General features: G+C 34.4%; 17 protein-coding genes. 6 read left to right on the top strand and 11 right to left on the bottom strand.

Translation table 11 applies throughout. From position 1 onward, the window contains the following. Window positions 1-84 precede the first annotated feature (84 nt). From UMM65_RS12890 to UMM65_RS12865, 6 genes are all read left to right on the top strand, one after another. The gene (locus tag UMM65_RS12890) at window positions 85-2484 is read left to right on the top strand and encodes a DNA translocase FtsK (protein WP_321977047.1); all 2400 of its coding nucleotides are present in this window, start codon (window positions 85-87) and stop codon (window positions 2482-2484) included. A gap of 36 nt (window positions 2485-2520) precedes the next feature. After that, the gene (gene lolA1, locus UMM65_RS12885) at window positions 2521-3168 is read left to right on the top strand and encodes an outer membrane lipoprotein periplasmic chaperone LolA1 (RefSeq protein ID WP_321977045.1); all 648 of its coding nucleotides are present in this window, start codon (window positions 2521-2523) and stop codon (window positions 3166-3168) included. A 169-nt stretch (window positions 3169-3337) separates the two neighbouring features. Next, window positions 3338-4783, top strand: a complete 1446-nt coding sequence (locus UMM65_RS12880; protein WP_321977044.1) for an LptF/LptG family permease — start codon at window positions 3338-3340, stop codon at window positions 4781-4783. Next, complete coding sequence (ribB, locus tag UMM65_RS12875) at window positions 4783-5928, top strand: 3,4-dihydroxy-2-butanone-4-phosphate synthase (RefSeq protein ID WP_321977043.1); 1146 nt, start codon at window positions 4783-4785, stop codon at window positions 5926-5928. The genes UMM65_RS12880 and ribB overlap by 1 nt, the downstream gene beginning before the upstream one ends. Before the next feature lie 256 nt (window positions 5929-6184). Further along, window positions 6185-7228 carry a tetraacyldisaccharide 4'-kinase gene (gene lpxK / locus UMM65_RS12870; RefSeq protein ID WP_321977041.1) on the top strand — a complete coding sequence of 348 codons (1044 nt, stop codon included), beginning with the start codon at window positions 6185-6187 and terminating at the stop codon, window positions 7226-7228. After that, window positions 7200-8012, top strand: a complete 813-nt coding sequence (locus UMM65_RS12865) for a purine-nucleoside phosphorylase (RefSeq protein ID WP_321977040.1) — start codon at window positions 7200-7202, stop codon at window positions 8010-8012. The genes lpxK and UMM65_RS12865 overlap by 29 nt, the downstream gene beginning before the upstream one ends. Before the next feature lie 248 nt (window positions 8013-8260). Here UMM65_RS12865 and UMM65_RS12860 read toward each other — a convergent pair whose 3' ends face one another. The 11 genes from UMM65_RS12860 to UMM65_RS12810 all read right to left on the bottom strand — a co-directional run bounded on the left by UMM65_RS12860 (window position 8261) and on the right by UMM65_RS12810 (window position 18281). Then, window positions 8261-8788, bottom strand: coding sequence for a hypothetical protein (locus UMM65_RS12860; RefSeq protein WP_321977039.1), 528 nt, complete (start codon window positions 8786-8788; stop codon window positions 8261-8263). 72 nt (window positions 8789-8860) lie between these two features. Then, window positions 8861-9076 (bottom strand): hypothetical protein, encoded by a 216-nt coding sequence (locus UMM65_RS12855; protein ID WP_321977038.1) that lies wholly within the window; start codon window positions 9074-9076, stop codon window positions 8861-8863. After that, window positions 9060-9602: a DinB family protein gene (locus UMM65_RS12850; RefSeq protein ID WP_321977037.1), complete on the bottom strand. Its 543-nt coding sequence runs from the start codon at window positions 9600-9602 to the stop codon at window positions 9060-9062. Before UMM65_RS12850 ends, UMM65_RS12855 begins: the two co-directional genes overlap by 17 nt. A 202-nt stretch (window positions 9603-9804) precedes the next feature. Further along, the gene (locus UMM65_RS12845) at window positions 9805-10173 is read right to left on the bottom strand and encodes a DUF6326 family protein (RefSeq protein ID WP_321977036.1); all 369 of its coding nucleotides are present in this window, start codon (window positions 10171-10173) and stop codon (window positions 9805-9807) included. Window positions 10174-10190: 17 nt separating this feature from the next. Continuing rightward, a complete protein-coding gene (locus UMM65_RS12840; RefSeq protein ID WP_321977035.1) occupies window positions 10191-10811 on the bottom strand; it encodes a hypothetical protein in 621 nt (206 codons plus the stop codon). A gap of 84 nt (window positions 10812-10895) precedes the next feature. Further along, complete coding sequence (locus UMM65_RS12835) at window positions 10896-11474, bottom strand: Crp/Fnr family transcriptional regulator (RefSeq protein ID WP_321977034.1); 579 nt, start codon at window positions 11472-11474, stop codon at window positions 10896-10898. Between the two features lie 63 nt (window positions 11475-11537). Then, window positions 11538-13124 (bottom strand): N-acyl-D-amino-acid deacylase family protein, encoded by a 1587-nt coding sequence (locus tag UMM65_RS12830; RefSeq protein ID WP_321977033.1) that lies wholly within the window; start codon window positions 13122-13124, stop codon window positions 11538-11540. A gap of 110 nt (window positions 13125-13234) precedes the next feature. After that, window positions 13235-15415, bottom strand: coding sequence for an acylase (locus UMM65_RS12825; RefSeq protein ID WP_321977031.1), 2181 nt, complete (start codon window positions 15413-15415; stop codon window positions 13235-13237). An 83-nt stretch (window positions 15416-15498) separates the two neighbouring features. After that, window positions 15499-17151, bottom strand: a complete 1653-nt coding sequence (locus UMM65_RS12820) for an N-acyl-D-amino-acid deacylase family protein (RefSeq protein ID WP_321977029.1) — start codon at window positions 17149-17151, stop codon at window positions 15499-15501. 79 nt (window positions 17152-17230) lie between these two features. Beyond that, the gene (locus UMM65_RS12815) at window positions 17231-17653 is read right to left on the bottom strand and encodes an SRPBCC domain-containing protein (protein WP_321977027.1); all 423 of its coding nucleotides are present in this window, start codon (window positions 17651-17653) and stop codon (window positions 17231-17233) included. 58 nt (window positions 17654-17711) lie between these two features. After that, window positions 17712-18281, bottom strand: coding sequence for a Crp/Fnr family transcriptional regulator (locus tag UMM65_RS12810; RefSeq protein ID WP_321977026.1), 570 nt, complete (start codon window positions 18279-18281; stop codon window positions 17712-17714). Between the last annotated feature and the right edge of the window lie 39 nt (window positions 18282-18320).

Raw genomic sequence — 18320 nt, 5'->3', positions numbered from 1 at the left:
ATGTACTTTTGCAGATTATTGAGAGGTCATTATCCTTAATTAACTATTCTAAGAGTAACGACCAAAGACTACCGACTATTTACAATGGCAAAAAAGAAAAAGACTACTTCTAAAACCAAGAAAAAAAACCGCATTGTGCGTTTTTTTAAGAGTAAACAGACACATCTTGTTTTTGGTATTTTTTTAGCCCTTTTTGCTGTATTTCTTTTGGTATCATTTTTATCGTTTTTTAATACTTGGAAATCCGATCAAAGTCAATTACATCTGTTTTTAGATAGATTGGCGGAAACGAAGAACTTACTCGGTAAAATTGGGGCCAATATCAGTCATTTTTTTATCTATAAAGGTTTTGGTATTTCGGCATTTATCATTCCTTTTTTATTGTTTTTTTCTGGACTTTATATTTTGTTCAATATTTCTTTTAAAGCAATGCGTAAAGCATGGTTTTGGGGTATTGTATTTATGATTTGGCTATCTGTAGCCATTGGATTTTTTATTCCGGAAAAGGCTTTACTATCGGGCATTATCGGCTACGAACTCAATGATTATTTAAGGGATTTTATCGGCAAAACAGGTATTTTTTTAATATTGTTGTTTACTGCATTGGCATATATCATTTCTAAATTTAAGGTTACACCTGAAACTTTAAAAGCCAACCTAGACAAAAGGAAAAAAATTAAGGGATTCCGGACTAAAAAAGCGGGTATTGACGATGTTACCGACGAAGGTTATATTGCAGAGACCATTCCAGAAAAACCAAATTCCGAACTAGAACTGAATGTTGAGACCAAAGCTGAAAAAACAGTTACCAAGCAAGAAACCAAAACAGAGATTAAGGAAAAAGTAAAGGAAGAACCGTCCAAATTGGAAGTAACGCCACCTAAACATGAAGAGGTAAAGATTGAAGTTGAAAAAACGTTTGATGAAGACAAACTGGTTGAAAATCTTTCCAATAAGTTGGTTGATGATTTTGGAGAATTCGATCCTACTTTAGAACTTTCAGAATTCAAATTTCCAGGTTTAGATTTGTTAAAAGACTATGGTAACGAAAATATTCAGATAGATCAGGAGGAATTAGAGGCAAATAAAGATAGAATTGTTGACACTTTAAGTAACTATAAAATAGGTATCGCTAATATAAAGGCAACTATTGGCCCCACGGTTACTTTGTACGAAATTGTTCCTGACGCTGGTGTCAGAATCTCTAAAATCAAAAATTTAGAAGATGATATTGCCTTATCATTGGCTGCTTTGGGTATTCGTATTATAGCTCCAATTCCAGGTAAAGGTACAATCGGTATCGAAGTTCCAAATAAAAAATCGACCATAGTTTCGATGAAATCGGTGTTGTCCACACAAAAATTTCAAAATGCAAAGATGCAACTGCCGTTGGCACTAGGTAAAACTATTTCTAATGAAACGTTTGTAATTGATTTGGCAAAGATGCCGCACTTGCTAATGGCTGGTGCTACTGGCCAAGGAAAATCGGTTGGGTTAAATGCGGTATTAACTTCGCTCTTGTACAAAAAGCATCCTGCTGAGGTAAAATTTGTACTGGTTGATCCGAAAAAAGTTGAATTGACACTTTTTAATAAGATTGAACGCCATTATTTAGCAAAATTACCTGACAGTGAAGATGCCATTATTACGGATACTACAAAGGTCATACACACACTAAATTCTTTATGTATTGAAATGGATAACCGTTACGATATGTTAAAGGATGCCTATGTTAGAAATATTAAAGAATATAATGAAAAGTTTAAGGCTAGAAAATTAAATCCCGAAAACGGACACGCTTTTTTACCTTACATTGTTTTGGTTATTGATGAGTTTGCAGATCTGATTATGACTGCAGGGAAAGAAGTGGAAACTCCAATTGCCCGTTTAGCACAGTTGGCGAGAGCTGTAGGAATCCATTTGATAGTAGCAACGCAACGTCCATCAGTTAATGTAATTACGGGTATTATAAAAGCCAACTTTCCTGTAAGGGTAGCCTTTAGGGTGACATCAAAAATTGATTCAAGAACTATATTAGACGGACCAGGTGCCGATCAACTCATTGGTAAAGGTGATATGTTAATTTCTACTGGAAACGAAATTACCAGATTGCAATGTGCATTTGTAGATACACCTGAAGTAGATAGAATTACCGACTTTATAGGCTCACAACGTGCATATGCCAGTGCTCACCTCTTACCCGAATATATTGGTGAGGAGAATGGCACAGGTATTGATATAGATATGTCTGAAAGAGATGATTTGTTTGAAGATGCTGCTCATGTTATTGTAAATGCACAACAAGGTTCAGCTTCCCTGTTGCAACGGAAGTTAAAGTTGGGTTACAATAGGGCTGGTAGAATTATAGATCAGTTAGAAGCGGCAGGTATTGTCGGCAAATTTGAAGGAAGTAAAGCCAGACAAGTTCTAGTACCGGATATTTTAGCTTTAGAACAATTACTAAGAGACGAAAAAGGATTATAAATCAGTAGAAAAAAATTATCAAAATAAAGTATTAAGATGAAGAATAAATTAATAGCAGTAGTTTTAATTTTAAGTGTCTCATTAACTTTTGCCCAGAGCGATGCCAAAGCAAAAAAATTATTAGACGATGTGTCCAATAAAATGAGTGCATACGAGAATATTTATGTTCAGTTTAAGTACAACTTAGACAACGCAAAGGAAAATGTACATCAAGAAACCAGAGGTGACGTTACAATGAAAGGAGATTTATACAATGTTAATTTTCTAGGAACCAATCAATTTTTTGATGGCAAAAAAACTTATACAATTATTACCGAAGACGAAGAAGTAAACATTTCTGATGCAGAGGACAATGAAGAAGGAACGATAACTCCATCAAAATTTTTCTCATTCTATAAAAAAGGATTCAATTACAAATGGGATATTTTACAAAATATTACTGGAAGAAAAATACAGTATGTAAAATTAACACCAATTGATAGTAATTCTGATATAAAGCATATATTATTGGGCGTTGACGTTAATACAAATCATATCTATAAATTGATTGAAACAGGAAATAATGGTACGGTTACTACGCTTACGGTCTCTGATTTTAAAACCAATCAGCCCATATCAAAAACACTTTTTACTTTTGATAAGGGCAAATATGAAAGTGAAGGTTATATTATTAACGAATTGTAAAATCTAAATTGCTTAGAATTCTGTCCTTATCATGAGTATTTTTGATCGTTGCTATTCGTTGCTCTCTAGGGTATGTGGTACGTTTATCAAGTACTAGAAAGTTTCACCTGTAAAATTCCAAATTAAACTTTACTTTTGTAGGTAACTAAATACACTTAAAACGTTTTAATTGAAAATCTTAAATAGATATATACTTAAAAGTTTTTTAGTACCTTTTTTAGCAACCTTTTTTATCATCCTATTTGTACTTGTTATGCAAGTACTTTGGCTACAATTCGATAAAATTGCTGGAAAAGGTATTGGTATTGGGCATATTTTACAGTTTTTGGGCTATATAGCTCAAATGCAAGTGCCATTGGCATTACCTATTGCCATTTTACTTTCTTCTATTATGGCATTGGGTACATTGGCCGAAAATTATGAATTTGCCGCTGTAAAATCTGCTGGCATTTCTTTGCAACGTTTTATAAGGCCTTTGGTAATCCTTATGGTATTGCTAAGTGGACTGAACTTTTTATTTTTAAACTATGCTTTTCCCAGGGCAGCATTTAAGTTTAAAAATATGTTGGCCGATTTAAAAAAGACAGAACCTGCCTTAGCTTTAATACCGGGCACATTTAATTCTGAAATTCCAGGATATAGCATAAAGTTTGACGAAAAATACGGTAAGGACGATAATTTATTAAAGAATGTACTTATTTATACCGATTTGGACAAAGGTCAAGCCAATGTAAAAATAATTACAGCTAAAAGTGGTGAAATTACAACAGAAGCTGGAAGTAGGTATATGACCTTAATTCTCAAAGACGGTCATCGTCATGAAGAATTACCCGAAAAGAACAGGAATTATAAAGATGGTGCGAAACTCCCCGCAACTAAAACCGATTTTAAGGAAGCTTTGATCAATATTGATGTGTCCGATCTAAGTAATGTAGATGGTGTTGAGTACAAACAAGATAGGGAAATGTTAAGTTTAAAACAGCTTAATTATTATTCTGACTCGCTAAAAGTCCCTTATGATGATTATGTTTTAGCAAAATCAAAGGTTTTTCTGGTAAGAGCGGGAATCACGGATATGAAGAAAGACACTACAGATTTTACAGGGATAAACCCAAACATTTTAGAAAATTTTGAAGATAAAGAAAAAGGTGTGGTCATGAACAATGCTGTTGAACTTTCAAAAAATACCTTGGATGATATTGAAGGTTTTAATTCTGTCCTAAAAAATAAACAGAAGTTTTTAAATGTTTACGATACAGAATATCACAGAAGGCTGGCATTCTCTTTTGCTTGCTTGGTGTTGTTTTTTATTGGTGCACCGTTGGGTTCCATAATCCGTAAAGGAGGATTTGGTTTCCCTATGATAATGGCCATATTAATTTTTGTAATCTATTTCTTTATCTCTACTTTAGGCAGAAATATGGCTTGGTCCAGCACTTTAACAGCTCCATTGGGGGGATGGTTGGCAACGTTGATATTATTGCCTTTTGGTATATTTTTAATGGTAAGGGCCACTAAAGAAAAGGGAATTTTTAATCTAGATACATTCTTACAGCCTATTACCCGATTTTTCAAAAAACTATTTAATATCAAAGAAAAAAAAACAATTAAATAATGATTTCTACCCAACCAAATACCATACAGTTGAATACAATTAAACAAGCCATTGCAGATATTAAAAAAGGTAAAGTTATTATTGTAGTTGATGATGAAGATCGCGAAAACGAAGGTGATTTTATTGCCGCTGCCGAAATGGTTACTCCTGAGATGATCAATTTTATGTCCACCCAAGGTAGAGGATTAATTTGTGCACCCATTGTTGGTGACAGATGCGAAGCTTTAGGGTTGGACATGATGGTTCAGGACAATACAGTGTTACACCAAACTCAATTTACGGTTTCTGTTGACTTGATTGGTCATGGCTGTACTACAGGAATTTCGGTACACGATAGGGCAAAAACCATAAAAGCATTGGTTGATGATACTACCAAACCACACGATTTGGGCAGACCGGGACATATTTTCCCGTTGAGAGCCAAAAACGGTGGAGTGCTGAGAAGAACTGGTCATACCGAGGCCGCAGTAGATTTAGCAAGGTTGGCAGGTTTTAAACCCGCGGGAATACTTGTGGAAATATTAAATGAAGATGGCTCAATGGCCAGATTACCTCAGTTGATGGAAGTGGCTAAAAAATTCGATTTAAAAATAATTTCCATAGAAGATTTGGTGGCTTACCGAATGTTGCACGATTCTTTAATCGAAAAAGTTGAGGATTTTCCCTTTAAGACACGCTTTGGTGAATTCCGTTTAAGAGCTTATAAACAAACTACAAATAACCAAGTCCATTTAGCATTGACCAAAGGAAATTGGGGAGAAGATGAACCCGTATTGGTACGTGTTAATTCAACATTGATCAACAATGATATTATCAGATTATTAACCAGTAAACCTGACGACACTTTTAGCCGAATGTTTAAAATGATAAATGATGAGGGCAAAGGAGCAATTGTATTTATCAATCAAGAAAATCAATCATTTAATTTATTGAGCAGGTTAAATATGATTAAAGATTTACAGGAAGATAATAAAACAAAAGTGCCAAGAATAAAGCCTGACACGAAAGATTTTGGTATTGGAGCTCAGATTTTACATGATTTGGGCATCTCAAAATTAAGAATAATTTCTAATGATGCCCAAATTAAAAAACGTGTCGGAATTATTGGGTATGGATTGGAAATAGTTGAAAATGTAAGTTATTAGTAGAATTATCAATCCTGCAAGGTTTAGACCTACAAGGTTTTTAAAACCTTGCAGGACATCCTTGTAGGTATAATAGCTATCTATTTTAATTAATAGCTTTGTAGAACTTAGTTATGAGTTCAGAGTTGAAAAAAGTTTTCAGTTCGCAGTCTTTTGTAGAAAAAAAATATTAACGATTAACGAATGTTGATTTATGAATGCAGAATTAAAAGTTCTAAACTCGTTAATCACCACTCAGAAATCATCATTCTTTTAAATGGGTTTTTTGCGAAAAATATTATATCCCTTTTCCGTCCTTTACGGAGAAATTACAGCTGCAAGAAACACCTTTTACGATAAAGGCATTTTAAAATCTACTCAGTTTGATGTTCCTACCATCGTAGTGGGTAATTTAAGCGTTGGCGGTACAGGTAAAACACCACAAGTAGAATATTTAGCACGACTTTTACAGGATGACCACAAAGTTGCCATTTTAAGCCGAGGTTATAAACGAAGCACCAAAGGATTTATCATTGCAAGTGCAACAAGCACTGCAGATAAAATAGGGGATGAACCGCTTCAATATTTTAAGAAATTCCCAAATATAATTGTGGCTGTTGATGCCGATAGGGTCAATGGAATTAAACAACTCACAAATTTGTTGGACACACCTGATGTTATTTTATTAGACGATGCTTTTCAACATAGAAAAGTTGAAGCAGGACTTAATATTTTACTAACACCATACAACGATTTGTATGTTGATGATAAAATGTTGCCCACCGGCAATTTACGAGAAAAAGTAAGTGGGGCAGAACGGGCTCAATTAATAGTGGTTACTAAATGCCCAGCACAATTGAATGAAAAAGAACAATTTGAGGTTACCAAAAAACTAAATATAGAGAATCATCAAACCGTATTTTTTTCTAATATTAAATACGGCAATAAAATTTTGGGGAAATCAAATAGCATTGCTATTGAAAAACTTTCGGAGTATAAAATTGTTCTAGTAACGGGAATCGCCAAAACCCAGCCATTAACGGAGTTTTTAACGGCAGAGCATTTGGATTTTCAACATTTAAAATATGCAGACCATTATAGTTTTTCAGAAAAAGACTTGGCTAAAGTAGCTAAGGTTTTTGACGAAACAGAATCGGATAAAAAAATTATTCTTACCACTGAAAAAGATTATGTGAGAAGCTTTATCGATACTGCATTAGAAGTTTATTATTTGCCCATAGAGACTGGTTTCATTGACCATCAAACAGATTTTAATAAGATTGTTAAAGATTATGTGGAACAAGGTTCAAGAAACAGTTAGTTTTTTAAAAGAAAAAGGATTTTTAAAACCTGATTTTGGAATTGTATTAGGTTCTGGATTGGGCGGTTTGGTAGATAGTATTGCAGTAGAAAAAAGAATTTCGTATTCCGAAATTCCAAATTTTTCAACAACAACAACTCCAGGTCACTCTGGAAATTTAATTTATGGCACTTTATCGGGCAAAAAAGTAATTGCCATGCAAGGTAGGTTTCATTATTACGAAGGTTGGTCTATTCAAGAGGTTGTTTTTCCTATTCGTGTGTTGAAATTTTTAGGTGTTGAAAATTTGATAGTATCAAATGCCGCAGGAGGGGTAAATCCTAATTTTAAAGTAGGGGATATTATGATTATCAAAGATCATATAAATATGATGCCCAACCATCCGTTAAGGGGAGCAAATGATAAGCGTTTTGGCCCTCGGTTTGTAGATATGCACGAACCCTATAATTTAGAAATGATTGCCAAGCTCAAAGAAGTAGCCAAGAAACAAAACATTAGTTTAAAAGAAGGTGTTTATTTAGGCTTGCAAGGTCCCACTTTTGAAACACCTGCAGAATATAAAATGGTAAAATTAATGGGAGCCGATGCCGTGGGTATGAGCACCGTACCCGAAGTAATTGTTGCCAAGCATTTGAGCATTAACGTCCTCGGACTTTCTATAATTACCGATTTGGGTATTGAAGGTAAAGTAGAAGCAGTATCACATAAGGAAGTTCAGCAAGTTGCACAAAAAGCTGGGAAGATTGTTAGTGCGTTGGTTGAGGGTTTTGTGGGGATGTATTAATCTTTTGCAATTCTAAAACCAAAACCGTCATTTCGGGTAAGTATTGATTATATATTGGAGGTGAATTAGGAGGGATTGTCGTTTTACTTTTTTAGTCCAATTTTTTATGTAGTTTACTCCAGCAACAACACCTTACCACTCAACACATTTTCCAACTTCTAATTATCCCTAACTAATTTTCAATTAACTAACACATTTACAAAAACCGTTGCCAGTTCATGCGGGTTTATATAGTTAGTTCTAGTTTTTTATACTCCGAAAATTACCTTATAGTAGTCATATTGTTCAATTTTTCCATCTTCTTTAATCATGAAAAATACTTTGTCAACAATGTTTGAGGCATTCGAAAAATTGAGTAAATACCATTGGTTCTTTTTCAATTCCATTGGAAGTTTATCATAAGCATCGTTAGAATAATCATGAAACTTTAAGTCGGTTGATCCTTTTTTGGTGAATACCCATTTATAATTCTTACTTATCTCGAAAAACTTAATAATTTTTTGTGCCTTGAATACAATTTCTTTGTCTTTTTTTCCATAAGCACTTTTTATTCGATATCTTGGAAATCGATTTGTCGGTCCACAAAAAACTGATTCTCTATCAGTGTATTTTAGAGGTCTACCTTCTTTATTAAATTCAGTTACAACTATTTCAATCAAATCAAACCCATTTTGAATTGGTTTGTCTCTTTTTATTCCATCTTGAGTAATTTCATATGATGGGTCAGTACAACCACATAATATTAATAGTGTTATTAAATATAGTACTTTGTTCATAGTTCAAAGTGTACCTAACTTACAAATATACGGAATTACAAGATTTTCTTACAATCACTCAGGCAACAACACCTAACCACTCAATTTTTCAGCCAATTGTTCATTATCCCTCACCAATTTTCCATTAACCAAAACCTTTTCAAAACCAGTTGCTAATTGATGTGAATTTAAATGATCTGTAGGTACTTTGCTAACTGTTAGGTCAAAAATTATAGTATTCGCTTTTATGCCAATGGTTAAAGAGATGCATTTTTTACTTGAATAAATTAAGCTATTGAAATAGAACATATCTTGGTGGTACAAGTCCGTTTAATCTTAAATAGACAAGCATTTGTCCTCTATGGTGTGTAATATGGTCGACAAGTAATAAAAAAATTTGTCTTTTGGATCTATTTAATCCGAAATAGTCCAGTTCGTCATTTAACTTAGTTGTGTCAAATTCTTTAATTAATTTTATAGCTTCATCAAATGTTTTGTCTATGGTAGCAATCATTTCTTCTTTTGTTTTATCGGCAACCTTAAAAATAGTATCGGTTTTCCATTCCCTAGCTTCTCGCCCTCCCAATAAAGACTGGCTGTGCCAATCTACGGCAAAACCTATATGCATTAGATTTTCGGCAAAGGTCAAAGATTCTGGTGTTGCTCTAAAACCATATTGGTCTTCTGGCATCATTTCTGCCACAAGTATTAAATATTTATGCGAATTTTCCAATCGCTCTAGATAATCTTCGATAAAAACATCCTCTTGGGCCGATAATGGTGTAAGGGTAGGGCTAAGAAGTATAATTGTTGCCAGAATAAATAAATTCTTCATAGGTTTTTAAATTTTGCTTTTCTCAAGTTTATTTAGTTTTTAATCGCTACTTTATAAAAGTAATTGATTTAGTAGGCAAGGTAAAATTTATTTCTCAAAAAAGAGTATTTCTGATTGATGCGTTTTTTCGTTTTTAAAGTATTTACCTGTTAAAAGTGATGTTATCCGCAGGAGGAATTTCTAAATAAACAACTTAAATAAATCAATTTTCATTTTCAGCCCATTTCCAAGCCGTTTTAATGATGATAAGTAAAATAATCACTTCAATTGAGGCACAAATAATATAATGTGGCATTAAACTTCCTCCGCCAATAACAAATAGCATTGTTATAAAACCTGCAATAATATTTAGTATACGATTAATTTTAAAACCCAATGCTCTGGAAAAATAAATCATAAGTATGGGTATATTGGTAATAACCGCTGCAATGGCCATTGTAGATTTTACTTCCCCTATAATATCAAGTGTATTTTTATTTACCAACTCTACCATAATTGATAAAATGTCTGCAAATAATAAATTAATCAGTACGACAATCCACAAAGTGGATAATTTCACTTTTGTATTCATAGCTTTATTGTTTTTCGTTAAAAGTTAAATCCGAAATGTAGTCCGGGTTCTCCAAAAAAGAATTTTGAATGTTTATCGTCAAGTTTTTTAAAAGATTCTGGCATTTTTGTGTGGTAGGGGCGATGTGTAATCGCTATGGACGGTTCAATAAAAAAAGTTCCTTTAAACAGTTTAATATGATACCCCAATCTATAAGTATTGAATACTTGGAACCCATTATCAATTTTATCCCCGCTATTGTTAATAAAAGATTGCCAAGCGTTCATTACATGAATACCGGTATATAATCCTTTCCACCAAAAACGTTGGTAGGTCAGTGCAAATCCATATTCTCTAATATATCCCGGAAATTTTTCCTCGGGAGCATTAAACGATTTTCCGTAAGGCAGACCCAGCGGCTTGTGATATTTCCAAGTTTTAAGTTCTAAGGAAATCACATCTTTACCTGTTAATCGATAGCCAAGGTTGAGCTGTATAAAATCTGGTCTTTCATTGGAATCTAAATTCATTAACATAAAAAGGGTACTTCCGACAAAGCATTTTTTATACGCAGTTTCTGCATCATAATATTGCGAATGCAACTTTAAAGCACTAAATGAAATAAGGAAAAGGACAAGAATGATTTTTCTATTTTGCATACTTTGAATTTATACGCAAACTTATAGGTAGTTAGTACAATAAATCGTTCACTTAAGTTAATAAATATCCAATAAGAGTAAAAACTATTTTGATTTTTCTAAAAGCCTTTTTCTCATTCTACTTAACGATTGCGGTGTTAGACCAAGATAACTGGCTATTTGATATTGAGGAACTCTTTGAAGTAAATCAGGTTTCGATTGCAGTAAATTCAAATAACGTTCTTCAGGTGTAGCTATTTTAAAATTATCAAAATTAGTTTTATTTTTAGCTAATAGTTCTTCCGAAAGTACACGACATAGGGATTCGAACCTAGGAAATTTTTCAAAAATTTCCTTCTCCATTTCAGAATTGGAAACCATTAAAATTGAATCTTCAACACACGAAATAAAACAGTCTGACGGTTTTTTATTGATTTTACATTGTGGTTCAAGTGATTCGGCTTCGGTATAGAACGCAGTTGTTTTTTCAACTCCGTCAATTATGTAAAAACTCCTAATACAACCTTTTATTACAAAATAACCATAGTCTGAATACTGTCCTTTCTTTAAAAGCAATGTATCCTTTTTATATTGTTTGAATATATTTAAGTCGACAATCGCGTTCTTTTCGTCAGCAGTTAATGTTATGTATTTAGAGAGATAGTCAAAAAGTACATTCTCCATATTTTTCTATTTTTTAATGTTTTTTAGCCTGTTGGCAAATATATCCATTTAAACCAATAAAAATTATTTGGGTAATAGTACCTTGCCATTTAAGCTACTTGCCAATTGTTCATTATCCCTCACCAATTTTCCATTAACCAAAACTTTTTCAAAACCAGTTGCCAATTGGTGTGGGTTTACATAATCTGCAGGAGCTTTTATGTTTTTTGGATCAAAAATGATAATATCAGCTTTGTTGCCAATAGTTAAAGTTCCCCGATTTTTTAATTGAAGAATTTCAGCAGCATACGAGGTCATTTTTCTGACAGCTTCTTCTAGGCTAAGTAAGCTGTCTTTAACAACATAAGTTTCAATAATTTTGGCAAAAGTTCCATGTCCCCGTGGGTGATGACCCGTTTTACTGCCATCGGAACAAATTCCAACAATAGGGTCTTTTAGAAAAGTTTCTTGTAGTTCTTTATTCATTACAAAATATGCCCCAGAGGAACCTTGTGGACCTAAATCTTCAATTAAAAATTTTTCGAAAGGTTTATTTTTAGATGCAGCTGCTTCTGCTAAGGTCATTCCGGTATAAGGTGATGAGCCTAATAGAGTAGCTTCCGGACCATTGCGTAAATTCACTTTGTTTTTAATAAAGTCTTCTAATTCTTTTCTTCGGGTTTTTTTTGCGATTGCAAATTGTTGAGGTGTTTTGGACCAATCGGGAAATACAATGCCAATGCCTGTATAACTTGCCATATAAGGATACATGTCGGCTGTCAATTGAATTCCAGATTTTCTAATTTCTTTAATGGTATCTAAAATTTCAATGGCTCGGGTTGCACCTTTTCCATAAACAGATTTTAAGTGCGAAATATGAACCTTAGCATATTTTCCTTGTCTACTCAGTTCTTTAATAGATTCAATTACGGCTTCGTCATCTTCGTTACGCATGTGGCTCATAATGAGTTTACCTTCTTTGCCTACAACTTCCGATAACGCTACTAATTCACTTTCTTCGGCATATAATCCCGGGGCATATTCCAAGCCTGTGGATAATCCAAACGTATGTTTTAATCGCTCTTTTAAAATTGTTTTGAGTTTTTCTAGTTCTGTTTCCGTAATTTTTGATTTTACGCCTATACCTGCTAAATTTCGCAACGTACCATGCCCCACAAACTCTACAATATTCACACCTAAATTTTGTGTGTTAACTTGGTCTAAATAGGATTTTAAGTCCTTAACATTGGCACTTGAGCCGTCTTGACCTAATACAATTGTTGTTACACCCATTGCCAAAAAGTTCTCAAAATCAGGTGTGTTTAATGGGTTACCGTGTGCATGTAAATCTATAAATCCAGGGCTTACAAAGCTACCTTTGGCATCAATAGTTTTACCAATTTTCAACTTAGGGTTTATCAAATTTCCGATGTAGACAATACTATCACCTTTAATATAAATGTTTGATTGATATGCCTTTTTACCAGTGCCGTCAAGAATATTGCCGTTAATTATGGCTATGCCAACTGAATCGATTTTGGGTTCAACAACAGTTTCCTGTTTTTCTGATTGCGGTTCCTTTTCCATTTTTGTTTTGTCATTCTTGCATGAATAACAAGAAATCATAATAAAAATGATAAAAACTAGATGGATCGATTTATATGATTTCATTTGAATATGATTATAATTCACAATTAGTTTTTCGCGGTGCAAACCTACATGGTATACCTCCTTTGCGTAATGCTTCGGCGGTCAAGTGGAAACCATACAGGACACACTGCTTACTTTTTTTCGCCTGGACGATAAGTTCTTTTAGCTCTGGCTTCCACATCTTCACGATAATACGGCACATCTTTAAACTTAACATCTACATACCGTTGGGCTTGGTCATCAAAATGAGGGGAATTCGGGTCGCCACTTTGTCCACCAGCTAAAATGGTTTTGGCTTTTACTTTATCTCCAAATTCCACTACGGCTACAAAACTATTACCCCTTGTACCATAAATACGCTTGGTTTTTTGTTTGGAACGCATACCAAATGCGGCCAACGCTCCCCATCTTGCGGTGGTCAATCCAACTGCAATACTTGGTTTGTCATCATCAAATTTTTGGTCAATATCACCATCTAAACGTTGATATCTACTAATTTCTCCCCAAGGGGTATTCCAGGTTCCAAAATCTTTTGTCAGATGGGCAATGCTTTTTCTCAACATGTTTAACTTTTCCGATGTAGGGGATTTTGATCCCATATAAGCGACTTTTCTCATTTCATTTAATCCATTAGGGAAATTGCCTTCACGTAGATAAAATTGTGCATAAAAATGAGCTAAGGACATGGCCACACTTTCTTTAGAAACGGCAAAATCCCAATTGCGTAAAACTTCAATCGGTTCTTTTAATTCTGGGTCTTTTGGTGATGATTTATCATAGGCTTCTACCAAACCGGGAATCGAAATTTCAAACGTGGGTAGGTAAGGGTCATAAGCCATATCAATAAGTTTATCCAATGTTAAATCATTAGCCTTTTCTAATAATCTAATGGCATGTACACCTCTAAAATTCTCAAGATTCCTTGACATATAATTGGGATAATCCTCCATTTTAGGGCTATTTTCCCCAGCACTGGTAAATGGCGTAGAATTACAATTTTGAATCCAGCCATTATCAGGATTTATAACCGTAATATTTTCATCGACCGTATGCAGACCATTCCAATCTGTTTCAGGATTACTTCCATCAACAGGTTCAGTATAGTCAAATTTTGTATTCCGTTGTGGTATAAAATTTCCGTGGTAATACGCAATATTTCCACCAGCATCGGCATAGACCGTGTTGTTGGAAGAATTGGTACGCATATTCATCATTTCCCTGAATTCTTTATGGCCATTTAACTTGGTGCGTGTAAACGATTGCTCCAATGCTTTTACGGGATCCCACATAATGGCCGTTGCAACCCAATTGGAATCAATGGCGTGGGTTACAGGACCGTGATGTGTTCTGAACATGGTGAAATTTTTCTCGGTTAACGAATCGCCCATTTTATATTTTAAGGTTACATCAAGTTCTTTTACTGGACGTTGTTCTTCACCATATTTATAAGTATACCCTTTATCCGTTTTGGTGATAGCTTCTACAAATTCATCTTTTATATCGGTATATGTTGAGGTGTGCATCCATCCTGTTTTTTCATTAAATCCTTGATAGACAAAAAATTGTCCCCAAGTTACTGCACCGTAAGCATTATGGCCTTCCTCACTGACTACATGAACTTCACCACGGAAAAAGAAGGAAGTATGCGGGTTTATCAATAACATGGCATCACCAGATTTTGTATGTTTTCCAGAAATAGCAAACCCGTTAGAACCTGCGGGCTCTTCTTCTAAAAAGGGCTCTTTAGCAGTATTAAATGCAGTCATTTTAGAGGAAGGCTGTTTACCATAAAAAGCCTCTATTTTTCTGGTTGAAATACCTTCAATATCGCCACCAATAGAACCCTCGCTGAAATACATGGGCATCCATGGTTCAAAACGAGTTAGCAATTTAGGTTTTACCTCGGGATGTGAATGTAAATAATAATTAATGCCATCTGCAAAAGCATCGCACAGTTTTTTGAGCCAATCTGGACTTTTTTCATAGTTGGCAATGGCTTCCTCTTTTGTCATGTAGAGTCTTGCACGTAAATCGCTATACAGAGCGTCTTCACCTTCGACTTCTGCCAAACGCCCTATAGCCCAGATATAATTACGTTCCACACGGTTAAAATCATCTTCGCATTGTGCGTATAAAAGTCCAAAAACAGCATCAGCATCCGTTTTTCCATAAATATGTGGTACGCCAAAATCGTCACGGATAATTTCTACATTTTCAGCTTGAGCTTGCCAACGCTGTACTTCTTCTGAAACTTGTGGGGTTTGTTTACAGCTTAAAATAAGCAGCAACGCAATGATGGTTAAATTTTTCATTATTGGCTAGTGTTTGAGAGTATGATAGTAAATGTAAGCATTTTAATTAGTAATTAAGGGTTGTTTCATTAAAGGCTTACTTCTTATTTTACATAGCCAGGCCCTTTTACAACCCTCCCAGGTTTCTTACCAGTATGTTCACCATCTTTTAATACATGTGTTCCATTTACAAAAACGTGTACCATTCCTGTAGCATATTGGTGCGGTTTTTCGAAAGTGGCATGATCTTGTACTTTGTCATAATCAAAAATAGCGATATCGGCATAATTACCAGCTTTTAAACTACCGCGTTTTTTGATTTTGAGATTGGATGCTGGCAAAGAAGTTAATTTTCTGATGGCTTCTTCAAGTGAAATTAATTTTTCATCTCTAGTATATTTTCCTATAACTCTTGCAAAATTTCCATACGCACGCGGATGTGTGCTATATTTTAAGAAATCGCCCTCAGTGGCGTAAGATCCGGCATCCGAACCAAAACTCATCCAAGGTAGGGCAATTTGTTTTTTTACATTTTCTTCTGACATCATAAAGTAAACAGTACTTACGTCGCTTCCGTTTTGCACCACTAAATCCATTGCCGTTTCTTCTGGTGTAGTATTTCTCATTTTAGCAACTTCTGCCAAGGTTTTTCCTGTTAAGTAGCGTAAACTGTCATTATCAAAACCAACTAAAATCATTTTATCAGCCGAACCTGCTGCTTGCATCAGGCTTTCCCATTCAATGGCCGGTTTACGCATATCTTCTAATACTTTTTTACGAATTTTGGGGTCTTGTAGTCGCTCTGCCCATTTATCATAACCACCCTCTTGAACCCACGGAGGCATGGAGGCATCCAGACCCGTAGAACCCGCAATATAGCTGTACATGTTGGTGGTTATGGTTAATCCCGATTTTCTAGCAGAATCTATTTTGGCAACGACATCGTCAAATTTATGCCAATTATCTTTACCGCTCATTTTGAGATGGTAAATTTCCGCTCGGATGTTAGCTTCTTTGGCAATACGAAGTAGTTCGTCAATACTTTCCAATAATTTATTCCCTTCACTTCTAATATGCGAAATATAGAGTCCGTCGTATTCAGCAGCAACTTTAGAAATTTCAATCAGTTCTTCGGTAGAGGAGTAGAACGCAGGTGCATAAATTAGAGAAGAACCGATACCCATAGCACCTTCTTCCATGGCTTGCTCTACCATCATTTTCATTGAATCTAACTCAATGGCTGTTGGAGGTCTATCCTCATAACCTACTGTATTTATACGTAGTGTGGTAGCACCTATAAAGGACGCGATATTAGGCGAAACACCTTTTATGACCATTGCTTGTAATTTCTCGTTTAAAGAAATCCATTCAATAGTATTATTAACGGTATCTATTTTCTTTTGAGGGCCTATAGAACTACCCTCGCCAAAAACTTCTAGGGTAACACCCTGTTTGATATCACCGATGGATCGTCCATCTTTATTTAAAGCAGAAGCTGCCCAGCTTAACATATTTATGAATCCGGGCGAAACGACCAAACCAGTAGCGTCTATTTCTTGTTTAGCGGTTTTGTTTTCTGAGTTGCCAATAAAGTCAATAGTGTCTGCATTAATACCAACATCACCTGTGAATGCTGATTCTCCAGAGCCATCGACTATTTTACCGTTTTTAATAAGGATATCAAAATCAGGTTCTTTTGCACAACTTGTAATTAGTAAAACGGATATTAAAATTGAACCTATTTTCAACATTTTCATTTGTAAGATTGTAGTTAAAGATTTATATTTACTAAGTTACAAATATTATTGTGGCAGAAAACAGAATTCAGGTTAAAACTTATTGACTTTCCGCTATTTCTTTTAATTTTTTATTCATTTTTTCGAACCCTCTTCTGGTTTCAGTATTCAGTTTTTTCCAGAACAATGGCACTAAAATACCGCTAAATTTTTCGCTATGTTCAAAATGCGTCGAACCATCACTGTTCTCGGTTAATAGAAATTTATGCTCACCATCAAAGAAGCCTTTAATTCCTAAATGGCCCAGCCATTTGAGTTGTTTATTTTTATCAAAAATGAGAATTTTAGGTTTAAAAACCATGTCCTGTATCCTGATTTTGATGCGATTGCCCACTTTAACATCACCAGATATGGATGTTATAAATGGATTCCATTCGGGATATTTTTCAAAATCGGTAAGGATATTCCATACAACTTTAGGACTTGCGTTAATGTTGATAAAAGTTTTAATTTGCTTTGCCATAATTTAATATTTATGGTACAAAGTTAGTTTAGGATTTAACCATTGGTCTTGACAAAAATCAAGAAATCTTTTTATTTCTTATTCTGCTAAAAGTTTCTGCGGACATGCCAAGCATAGAAGCCAAGTAATGAAGTGGAACTTGGTTAAAGAGTGTTGGATTGTTTTTAAAAAGTTGATCATAGCGTTCCTCAGCACTTAATGATAAATGGCTAAATATTCTATCCTCCAGGGCAAGAAAACAACTTGCAATAAATTGTTTTTCGAGCTTTTCCCAGTCAGGCACAACTTTGTTTAAAAGATTATAATTTTCTTTTTCAATAGTATATAATTGACAATCGGTTAAGGCCAGTATGTTCCACCTGGCTCTTTGTTTAAATACAAAACTGGATAAATCCGTAATAAATTGACCTTTATTGCCGATCCATTGTGTTACCTCTTTATAATTATAATCAGAATAAACACGAACAAAACCATCATTTATAAAACTCAGTTTTTCACAATACTGACCTGATTTTACAAAATAATCCCCTTTTTTTAATTCTGTTGTAGTAAAAAAAGAGGCTACTTTAGTCACATTTTCTTTAGTAGTACCAAAATATGAGCTAATGTATTGTTGAAGTTCTGTCAATTAATTCTCAATTTATTTAAAAGTGCTAAAATAAGACAA

The organism is Aureibaculum koreense, from assembly GCF_034296135.1.
Classification (GTDB): domain Bacteria; phylum Bacteroidota; class Bacteroidia; order Flavobacteriales; family Flavobacteriaceae; genus Aureibaculum.
This window is presented reverse-complemented; position numbering and strand designations above follow the sequence as displayed.

What these genes read in the sequence shown, in the direction of transcription:
- UMM65_RS12890 (WP_321977047.1), top strand. Translation starts at nt 85, where the DNA reads ATGGCAAAAAAGAAAAAGACTACTTCTAAAACCAAGAAAAAAAACCGC.
- lolA1 (WP_321977045.1), top strand. Translation starts at nt 2,521, where the DNA reads ATGAAGAATAAATTAATAGCAGTAGTTTTAATTTTAAGTGTCTCATTA.
- ribB (WP_321977043.1), top strand. Translation starts at nt 4,783, where the DNA reads ATGATTTCTACCCAACCAAATACCATACAGTTGAATACAATTAAACAA.
- lpxK (WP_321977041.1), top strand. Translation starts at nt 6,185, where the DNA reads ATGGGTTTTTTGCGAAAAATATTATATCCCTTTTCCGTCCTTTACGGA.
- UMM65_RS12865 (WP_321977040.1), top strand. Translation starts at nt 7,200, where the DNA reads ATGTGGAACAAGGTTCAAGAAACAGTTAGTTTTTTAAAAGAAAAAGGA.
- UMM65_RS12860 (WP_321977039.1), bottom strand. Translation starts at nt 8,788, where the DNA reads ATGAACAAAGTACTATATTTAATAACACTATTAATATTATGTGGTTGT.
- UMM65_RS12855 (WP_321977038.1), bottom strand. Translation starts at nt 9,076, where the DNA reads ATGTTCTATTTCAATAGCTTAATTTATTCAAGTAAAAAATGCATCTCT.
- UMM65_RS12850 (WP_321977037.1), bottom strand. Translation starts at nt 9,602, where the DNA reads ATGAAGAATTTATTTATTCTGGCAACAATTATACTTCTTAGCCCTACC.
- UMM65_RS12845 (WP_321977036.1), bottom strand. Translation starts at nt 10,173, where the DNA reads ATGAATACAAAAGTGAAATTATCCACTTTGTGGATTGTCGTACTGATT.
- UMM65_RS12840 (WP_321977035.1), bottom strand. Translation starts at nt 10,811, where the DNA reads ATGCAAAATAGAAAAATCATTCTTGTCCTTTTCCTTATTTCATTTAGT.
- UMM65_RS12835 (WP_321977034.1), bottom strand. Translation starts at nt 11,474, where the DNA reads ATGGAGAATGTACTTTTTGACTATCTCTCTAAATACATAACATTAACT.
- UMM65_RS12830 (WP_321977033.1), bottom strand. Translation starts at nt 13,124, where the DNA reads ATGAAATCATATAAATCGATCCATCTAGTTTTTATCATTTTTATTATG.
- UMM65_RS12825 (WP_321977031.1), bottom strand. Translation starts at nt 15,415, where the DNA reads ATGAAAAATTTAACCATCATTGCGTTGCTGCTTATTTTAAGCTGTAAA.
- UMM65_RS12820 (WP_321977029.1), bottom strand. Translation starts at nt 17,151, where the DNA reads ATGAAAATGTTGAAAATAGGTTCAATTTTAATATCCGTTTTACTAATT.
- UMM65_RS12815 (WP_321977027.1), bottom strand. Translation starts at nt 17,653, where the DNA reads ATGGCAAAGCAAATTAAAACTTTTATCAACATTAACGCAAGTCCTAAA.